Annotated in this window: 7 protein-coding genes; 2 read left to right on the top strand and 5 right to left on the bottom strand. The window is 72.7% G+C overall.

The features are described 5' to 3' along the window. Nucleotides 1–283 precede the first annotated feature (283 nt). The 5 genes from ACZ6S5_RS34605 to ACZ6S5_RS34585 form a co-directional block, all read right to left on the bottom strand. A complete protein-coding gene (locus ACZ6S5_RS34605; protein ID WP_466006505.1) occupies nucleotides 284–1,219 on the bottom strand; it encodes a rhomboid family intramembrane serine protease in 936 nt (311 codons plus the stop codon). Nucleotides 1,220–1,330: 111 nt separating this feature from the next. Then, on the bottom strand, nucleotides 1,331–2,122 hold the full coding sequence (locus ACZ6S5_RS34600) for a L,D-transpeptidase family protein (RefSeq protein WP_466006504.1): 792 nt from the start codon (nucleotides 2,120–2,122) through the stop codon (nucleotides 1,331–1,333). 421 nt (nucleotides 2,123–2,543) lie between these two features. Next, on the bottom strand, nucleotides 2,544–2,963 hold the full coding sequence (locus ACZ6S5_RS34595) for a DUF4184 family protein (protein ID WP_466006503.1): 420 nt from the start codon (nucleotides 2,961–2,963) through the stop codon (nucleotides 2,544–2,546). A 22-nt stretch (nucleotides 2,964–2,985) separates the two neighbouring features. Next, a complete protein-coding gene (locus ACZ6S5_RS34590) occupies nucleotides 2,986–3,684 on the bottom strand; it encodes an HAD family hydrolase (RefSeq protein ID WP_466006502.1) in 699 nt (232 codons plus the stop codon). A 79-nt stretch (nucleotides 3,685–3,763) separates the two neighbouring features. Then, on the bottom strand, nucleotides 3,764–6,466 hold the full coding sequence (locus ACZ6S5_RS34585; RefSeq protein ID WP_466006501.1) for an MGH1-like glycoside hydrolase domain-containing protein: 2,703 nt from the start codon (nucleotides 6,464–6,466) through the stop codon (nucleotides 3,764–3,766). A gap of 42 nt (nucleotides 6,467–6,508) precedes the next feature. Between ACZ6S5_RS34585 and ACZ6S5_RS34580 the strand changes: the two genes are divergently transcribed. Both ACZ6S5_RS34580 and ACZ6S5_RS34575 read left to right on the top strand, forming a co-directional pair. Beyond that, entirely contained in the window at nucleotides 6,509–8,452 is a 1,944-nt protein-coding gene (locus ACZ6S5_RS34580; protein WP_466006500.1) for an amylo-alpha-1,6-glucosidase, read from the top strand. A 129-nt stretch (nucleotides 8,453–8,581) separates the two neighbouring features. Further along, the coding region (locus ACZ6S5_RS34575; RefSeq protein ID WP_466006499.1) for a glycogen/starch synthase at nucleotides 8,582–8,769 on the top strand (188 nt) is incomplete at its 3' end.

Raw genomic sequence — 8,769 nt, 5'->3', positions numbered from 1 at the left:
TGAAGCCCCCCCCTCCGCCCCCCTCCCCCCCCCCCCCTCCCCCCCCCCCCCCCCCCCCCCCCCCCCCCCCCCCCCCCCCCCCCCCCCCCCCCCCCCCCCCCCCCCCCGCCCAGCGTGGCCGCCACGGCCAACGCCAGGCCCCCGATCAGGGGGCCTCGTGATGGTCTCCTCACCCGTTACCCTCCGGTCAACTCTGGTGACAGGACGGGTGAAGGCTAGGAACAACTGATACACGCGCGGCTATCTCTCAGCTACTTCCCAGCTCGGCCGGGCGGTGCGGGGGTCAGCCGGTGAGGTCGAGCGACTTCACCACGACGAGGGCGAGCAGCAGCACCGCGAGCCCGACCAGCACCGCCACCTGCACCACCGTGCGCCGCCTGGCCGGGGCGTACGCCAGGCCAACGGCGGCGGCGCCGCCGACCAGCAGACCACCCAGGTGCCCCTCCCAGGAGGTCCAGCCGGCGGAGAACACCATCCAGATCAGGAACGGGATGATCAGCCGGTTGGGGTCGATCGGGTGGTGGTGCAGCCGTCGGGTGAGGACGAAGTAGCAGCCGGCCAGCCCGTACACCGCGCCGGAGGCGCCGATGGCCGGCTGGTACGGGTCGACGAGGAAGCCCAGGACCGTCCCGCCGACGGCGGAGAGCAGATAGACCGCGAGGAAGCGCGCCCCGCCGAGGCGCTCCTCGACGACCCGGCCGAGCACCCAGAGCCAGTAGAGGTTGAAGACGATGTGCAGGATGCCGAGGACGCCCTGGGTGGGCATCGAATGCAGGAAGGCCGGCGTGATCAGCCGGTACCACTCGCCGTGCGCGATCCCGATCGGCTGCAGCCCGTCGTAGGGGCCGCCGTCGTCGACGTACCGCTGGCCGGCGTCGTCGACCAACCCGGCGCCGAGGCTGTCGAACTGGTCGATGAGCGCTGGCCGGGCGAGTTCGGCCAGGTAGGCCAGCACGGTGAGGGCGATCAGCACGTAGGTCACCACCGGCCGCCCGGTCACCCGGCCGCCGAACACCGTCCGCGCCTGGCGGACCGTGCGGTTGTCCTCGCGTACGCAGTCCGGGCAGCGGTGCCCCACCGGGGCCTCCCGCATGCAGTCCGGGCAGATGGGGCGGTCGCAGCGGGCGCAACGCAGCAGCGTCTCCCGCTTGGGGTGCCGGTAGCAGGTGGTGGCGGCGGCCTCCTCGCCGGAAGGCTGGCCGGTGCTGACGGTGTCCATGGGCAGGCGGCCCCCAGGTCGGTCGTGGGCTGATGGGCCAGAAGCGCCCCCGGCCGCAGGACGGCCGGGGGCTCTCTGGTGGACGGTCAGCGTAGCCGTCCGCGGATCGGGTCAGTAACGGCTGAGATTCTGCACCGGGCACATCACGATGCGCGGGTTGGCCTCGGGCTTGAGCCAGGTGAGCACGCTGACCAGGTTGCCGTGCGACAGGCTCACGCAGCCGGCGGTGGGGCCGGACGGGGTGCTGCTGAACTCGTGCAGGAAGATGCCGCTGCCCGCGCCCGGCACCGGCTTGGCCACGTTCGGCGACATGTTGTAGGTGATCACGGCGAAGTGCGTGTAGGCGGGGGTCTCCTTCCACAGCGCCTCGCTGTAGCCGCCGGGATTGGTGCTGGTGTGCTGGAAGGTGTTGTAGGCGGACGAATCCGGGTTCTCGTTCCACCAGTCGTTGGTGACGATCTGGTGGTAGGGGTAGCGGACGCCCGGGTTCGCCGCGATGCCGTACATGGTCGGGCCGATGGAGTAGACGCCGGTCGGCGTGGTCGGGACGCCTTCGACGTGGTTGTCGCTGAAGAACTGGGAACCGATCCGGGCGGGCAGCGCCACGGAGGCCGGGGTCCAGCGACCGCGGACCTTCGCGTAGGTCTCCAGGGTGGCGTAACTGGTGCTGTAACTGGCCGCAGTCACGATGATGACCTGCTGGGTGCTCGGCGGCAGGGTCTTCAGGTTGGCGGCCTTGTTGCTAGCAGACGGGAACCAGCCAGGCTTCGTGTACGCCCCGCTGACGGTGCCGGTGGTGGCCGTGGCGTCCCGGGTCGTGGCCGCCGCGGGCGTCGCACCGGAGGCGATGACGGGAGCCGCGACGCCGGCCGCCGCACCGAGAATCAGAGATCTCCGCTTCATTCGGAAGATCCTCGCACCTCGCGCGTTTCCCCACTGTCCCCTAAGGGATGAATTTTCGCGGTATTTGGCGAGAGCGAGCCGAGCTGGGCATGAGGGCCGGGAACGCCGGACGGGTCAGGACCGGGTCCGCAACTCCCCGATCCTGACCCCCAGCCGTCCGGTGTGGTAGCGGTAATTCGCCGTTGCGAGCGCGGCGGGCGTGGCACGCCGCCCACGCCGGGCTCAACACGGCGAGCCGGCCCGCCTGCACTCAGCTCCACGGTGCCCAACTACCGGACTTCGGCGCGTCCCCGACTCACCCCGAAGAGCCGTGAACGCCGGCCCAGGTTAGGCAGCTTTCCGCGGGCCCAACAAGCCTTTGCGGGACCGGCAGAATGTGATTGATACCAACGTTGAAAACCGGCATGTCGGCGTAACAGGGTCAGTGGATCTGACGCTGTTTGTCGTCGAGGCGATCAGTCGGCCCGGCCTCCGGTCGGGCCGGTCGCAGGCTACCCGCGGCGGCCGCCGAGCAGGCGGTGACCGGCCAGGGATGCCGCACCTCGGCCAGCGCCGCGTGGTCCCGCCAGCCGAAGAGCCGCTCCCCCGGCAGGTGCACCGCCACCCCGGCGATCACCCGGCGGACCAGCCAGGCGTACGCGAGCGCGACCGGCAGGCACCACCAGAGCAGCCCACCCAGGGTGTGGGTCCGCTGGTCGAGCGCCCAGGCGGTGCCGTTGAACAGGTAGCCGACGTCCGGCGCCACCGCCCCGGTGGCCAGGGCCACCCCGTCGAACCAGCCGGGCCGCCACAGCTTCAGCGGCAGCACCGGCGCCAGGTGCGAGGGGAAGGTCAGCGGCACGTTCCGGACCCTACCGGCCGGCTCAGAAGTGCCGGGCCAGGTCGGGGAAGGCGGCCAGCCGGATCACCCCCGGGTCACTCGGGTCGAGTTCGTCGTCCTCCAGCACCCAGGTGTTCTCGTTCGGGATGAAGACCGCGTTCATGCCGGCGGCCCGGGCGGGCAGGATGTCCGAGCGCGGGGAGTTGCCGATCATCCAGGCGGCGGCCGGCTCGAAGGCGTGCTCGCGGGCCAGCCAGCGGTAGGTGCCGGCGTCCTTCTCCCGCACGATGTGCGCGGCGCCGAAGTGGTGCAGCAGCCCGCAGGCGTCGAGTTTGCGCTGCTGCTCCTCCTGGTCGCCCTTGGTGAGCAGCAGCAGCCGGTGCCGGGTGGCCAGGTCGTCCAGGGTGTCCGCGACACCGGGCATCAGCTCCACCTGGTGGCCGGTCAGCGCCGCCGCCAACTCGTCGATCTCGGCGCGCTCCCGCACGGTGGCCGGGCGCTCCCGCAGCTTCTCCAGGCACTCGCCGAGGCTGCGCAGGAAGACCTTGCTGCCGTAGCCGTGCGCCACCGCGTTGGCCCGCTCGATGTCGTCCAGGACCGCCCGGATCTCGGTCCGGTCCAGCGTCGGGTGGTCCAGCCAGGCGAGGAAGTCGTCGATCACCCGCTCGAAGAGCACGTTGTTCTCCCAGAGCGTGTCGTCGGCGTCGAAGACGAGCACCGCCGCCTCCCGGCGCTGTGGCATGGCGTACCCCTCCCGTGGTGGTGGACCGGGGCACGCTACCGCGCCCGGCCGGCACCCGACACCCGGGTTTCCGGGCCGGTCAGCGGCGCAGGGTGAGGATCAGGTCGGCGACCAGGGCGGTCCAGCCGGTCTGGTGCCAGGCGCCCAGCCCGGCTCCGTTGTCGCCGTGGAAGTACTCGGGGAAGCAGAGCAGGTCGCGCCAGTCCGGGTGGGTCTGGAACAGCTGGGCCGCCCCGTAGATCGGCCGTCGACCCCAGCCGTCCCGGGTGAACAGCGCGATCAGCCGGGCGGACAGGTCGTCGGCGATCTCGTCCAGCGTCTTCTTCACCCCGGAGCGGGTCGGGTACTCCACCTGCAGGTCGTCACCGAAGAAGGCGGCGTAGTCACGCAGCGCGCTGATCAGCAGGAAGTTGGTCGGCATCCAGATCGGGCCACGCCAGTTGGAGTTGCCGCCGAACAGGCCGCTGGTCGACTCGGCCGGCTCGTACCCGACGCTGAACTCCTGCCCGCCGAGGGTCACCGTGAACGGCTTGTCCAGGTGGGCGCGGGAGAGGGTGCGCAGGCCGTACTCGGAGAGGAACTCGTCGGTGTCCAGCATCCGGGCGAGCAGCCGGACCACCTGCTCCGGGCCGACCATGGACAGCAGCCGCTGCTGCCGGCCGTCCGGGCCGAGCCGCCGGGCGCCGATCACGTCGGCGTACTCGGGGCGGTTGGTGAGGAACCAGCGCAGCCGGGCGCCCAGCTCGGGCAGCCGGCGCAGGGTACGCGCGGTCAGCCGGGTGACCGCCGCGAGCGGCAGCAGCCCGACCACCGAGCGGACCTTCAGCGGCACCTGGGTGCCGTCGGCCAGCCGCAGCACGTCGTAGAAGAAGGCGTCCTCGGCGTCCCAGAGCCCCTGGTCGTACGCGGCGGCGGCGATGTACGCGAAGTGCTCGAAGAACTTGGTGGCGGTGTCCACGTACGCCCGGTCGTGCTCGGCCAGCACGATCGCCATGTCGAGCAGGTTGAGCGCGTACATGGCCATCCAGCCGGTGCCGTCGGACTGCTCCAGCACCCCGGCCACCGGCAGGGCGGCCGAACGGTCGAACGGGCCGACGTTGTCCAGCCCGAGGAAGCCGCCCTCGAAGACGTTGTTGCCGCCGGTGTCCTTGCGGTTCACCCACCAGGTGAAGTTGAGCAGCAGCTTGTGCATCACCCGGGCGAGGAACTCGTGGTCCCGGGAGCCGTCGATCTCGAAGACCTTCAGCGCCGCCCAGGCGTGCACCGGCGGGTTGACGTCGCCGAACGCCCACTCGTAGGCGGGGATCTGCCCGTTGGGGTGCAGGTACCACTCGCGCAGCAGGAGCAGCACCTGCTCCTTGGCGAAGCCGGGGTCGACCCGGGCGATGGTGACGCAGTGGAAGGCCAGGTCCCAGGCCGCGTACCAGGGGTACTCCCACGGGTCGGGCATGGAGATCACGTCGAAGCTGGTCATGTGCCACCAGTGGCTGTTGCGCCCGTGCCGGCGCCCGGCCGGCGGCGGCGCCGAGCGCGGGTCGCCCTCCAGCCACCGCTGCACGTCGAAGTGGTAGAACTGCTTGCCCCACATCAGCCCGGCGATGGCCTGCCGGGCGACCAGGGCCTCATCGGCGGTGGCGGCGGCCGGGATGACGCCGGCGAAGAAGCGGTTCGCCTCGGCGCGCCGGGCCCAGTGCACGGCGTCGAAGTCGTCGCCGAGGTCGGCCGGGGGCGGTGGGACACTCGCCGGCGGCGGGGCGGTGCGGGTCAGCCGCAGCCGGATCTGCCGCTGGCCGCCGGCCGGCACGTCCAGCACGTAGTGCAGCGCGCCCTTGGTCCCCTCCCGGTCCGGGTTGACCGTGTCCGCGCCGTTCACCACATGGTCGTTGATGCCGTCCTTCGGGTACGCCGACCGCCCCGGCAGCCCCCAGAGCCGCTCCGCGTTGGTGTCGTTGTCGCACAGCAGCGCGGCGGGCTCACCATCCCCCTCCAGCAGCAGCTGGCCCAACACCCAGTGCTCGCCAACCAGCCGGGACCCCGCGCCGACCAGCTTCGGCACCCGGTCGCCGCCGGGCAGCCCCCACGCCCAGGTGTTGCGGAACCAGAGGGTGGGCAGCACGTGCAGGGTCTCGTCCCGGTCCCCGCGGTTGGCCACCGTGATCAGGATGCACAGGTCCGTCGGCGACGCCTTCGCGTAGTCGACGGTCACCGCCCAGTACCGGTCATCGTCGAAGATCCCGGTGTCGACCAGCTCGTACTCGGTGTCGTCCCGGCCGCGCAGCGCGTTGACCGCGACCAGCTCATCGTACGGGAAGGCGGCCTGCGGGTAGTGGTAGCGCCAGCGCATCCACGAGTGGGTGGGGGTGGAGTCCAGGTACCACCAGTAGTCCTTGGCGTCCTCCCCGTGGTTGCCGCCGTCGCCGCCGAGGCCGAACATCCGCTCCTTGAGGATGGGGTCGCGCCCGTTCCACAGGGCGAGGGCGAAGCAGAACGTCTGCCGGTCGTCGCAGACGCCCGCCATGCCGTCCTCGTTCCACCGGTAGGCTCGGGACCGCGCGTGATCGTGGGGAAAGTAGTCCCACGCCGTGCCGTGTTCGCTGTAGTCCTCCCGTACCGTCCCCCACGCCCGCTCGGACAGATAGGGACCCCATGCGCGCCAGTCCTGCTCCCCGGCGTCGGCCTGGGCGAGCCGGTGCCGCTCGGGGTCGGGGGTCGCGGAGGTCGGGCGGTCTGTGATCACCTGCACATCTTCGACGCCGCCGGGATACTGCACCACAGCGGCCATTGTCGTCGTGAGGCGTCACACCTCGCCGGTGGTGGAGGAAAGTTGATCGAGATTTGCTTCGGCCCGCAGGTCTGCGGCGACCTCGCCGCGGCCGCGACCAGGGAGTGGCTGATCACCGACGGCCGGGGCGGCTACGCCATGGGCACGGTCGCCGGGCTGCGCACCCGGCGCTACCACGGGCTGCTGGTAGCGGCCGGGGAGACCCCGGCGTCCCGCCGGGTGGGACTGGTCAGCCTCGACCCGGCGGTGACCCTGCCGTCCGGGCGGCAGGTCCGGCTGGGCGCCCACGAGTGGTCCTCCGGGGTGGTCGACCCGCGCGGCTTCGAGCTGCTGGAACGCTTCGACCTGACCGACGGCGTGCCCCGCTGGCGGTGGCGGATCGGCGACGTGGTGATCGAGCGGGAGATCGCCATGGCCTACGGCCGGACCTGCGTGGCGGTGGTGCACCGGCTGGTCTCCGGCGGCCCGGTCCGGCTGGACCTGGCGGCGGCCTGCACCTGGCGGGACGCGCACGGCGAGCGCCGCGCCGACGGGCCGACCCCCCGGCTGGAACCGGTGGCCGGCGGGGCGGTGGTCGAGGGCGCGTTCCGGCTGGCCGGGCCGGACTGGACCCCCGAGGGGCGGTGGTGGCTCGGCGTGCGCCACCGGGAGGAGGCGGCGCGCGGCCTCAACCCCGACGAGGACCTCTGGTACGCGGGGCGATTCTCCGGCGCGCTGGACGAGCCGGGCGCCACGGTGTCGGTGCTGGCCTGGGCGGACGACCTGGCCGAGGAACCGCCGGCGGCGACCGCGCTGGTCGAGGCGGCCCGGCGGCGCAACCGGTCGGTGGTGGCCGCGGCCAAGCCGGACGACGCGGTGGAGGCGACGCTGGCCCTGGCCGCCGACGCGTTCGTGGTGCGCACCGGCACCGGGCCGGACGTGGTGGCCGGCTACCCGTGGTTCGGCGCCTGGTCCCGGGACACCATGACCTCCTACGAGGGGCTCTTCCTCTGCACCAACCGCGCCGAGGAGGGCCGGGAGCTGCTGCGGGCGTACGGGGCGACGCTGTCCGAGGGGATGCTGGCGAACACCGCCGACACCGGCCGGGTGGAGTACAACACGGTCGACGCGACGCTGTGGTTCCTGCACGCGGTGAGCCGGCACGTCACCGTCACCGGCGACACCGACCTCGGCGACGAGCTGCTGCCCGCGCTGCACGCCGTGGTGCGGGCGCACGTCGCCGGCACCCGCTACGGCATCGGCGTCGACCCGGCCGACGGGCTGCTCACCCAGGGTGGCCCGCCCGACGTCGCGCTCACCTGGATGGACGCCCGGGTCTACGGGGTGCCGGTGACCCCGCGCACCGGCAAGCCGGTGGAGGTGAACGCGCTCTGGGTCAACGGGCTGGCCGGGCTCGCCGAGCTGACCGAGCTGGCCGGCCAGGACGCCACCGCGCTGCGGGGACTGCACACGAAGGCGGCCACCTCGTTCCGGGCGCGCTTCCCCGCCCCGACCGGCTGGCTGCACGACGTGGTGGACGCGCCGGCGCCGGCGTACCCGCTCGGTGGGGCCCCGCACCACGACGACGACCTGCTCCGCCCCAACCAGCTGCTCGCCTGGTCCCTGCCGTACGCCCCGCTGGAGCCGGACGAGGCGACCCTGCGCCGGGTGACCGAGGGGCTGTTCACGCCGCTCGGGCCGCGCAGCCTCGCCCCCGACTCCCCCGGCTTCGTCGGCCGGCACCGGGGCGGGCCGGCCGAGCGGGATTCCGGCTACCACCAGGGCACCGTCTGGCCGTGGCTGATCGGGCCGTTCGTCGACGCGTACCGCCGGGCCGGGCTGCCGGTCGACGACCTGCTGGTCGGCTTGGAGGGGCACCTGACCGAGTTCGGCCTCGGCTCGGTGAGCGAGACCGCCGACGGGCTCCCCCCGCACACCGCCACCGGCTGCCCGTTCCAGGCGTGGTCGGTCGCCGAACTGCTGCGCGTGCGCCGGGCTGGCCGGTAGCGCGTTACAGACCGGCAACCAGCGCGTCTCCGCTGGTTATCGACCGCTGGGCAGGATGGGCAGCGACCCCACGACGCACCCGGCGCGGTGCGCCGCGCGGTGTGCGAGACACAACTCTAAGGGGGCCGCGTGTCAGCTGACGCAGACGTGATCGACATCCAGCCCGCCCGGCACCAGCGGGTGCTGATCCTGTCCTGGGAGTACCCGCCGGTGCTCGTCGGCGGCCTCGGCCGCCACGTGCACGCCCTCTCCGTCGCCCTGGCCGCCGCCGGCCACGAGGTCACCGTCGTCACCCGCCACGCCGAGGGCGCACCACT

The organism is Micromonospora sp. NPDC051924 (assembly GCF_055586005.1).
The sequence above is the reverse complement of the archived record's forward strand: the minus strand, read 5'-3'. Positions and strand labels throughout refer to the sequence as shown.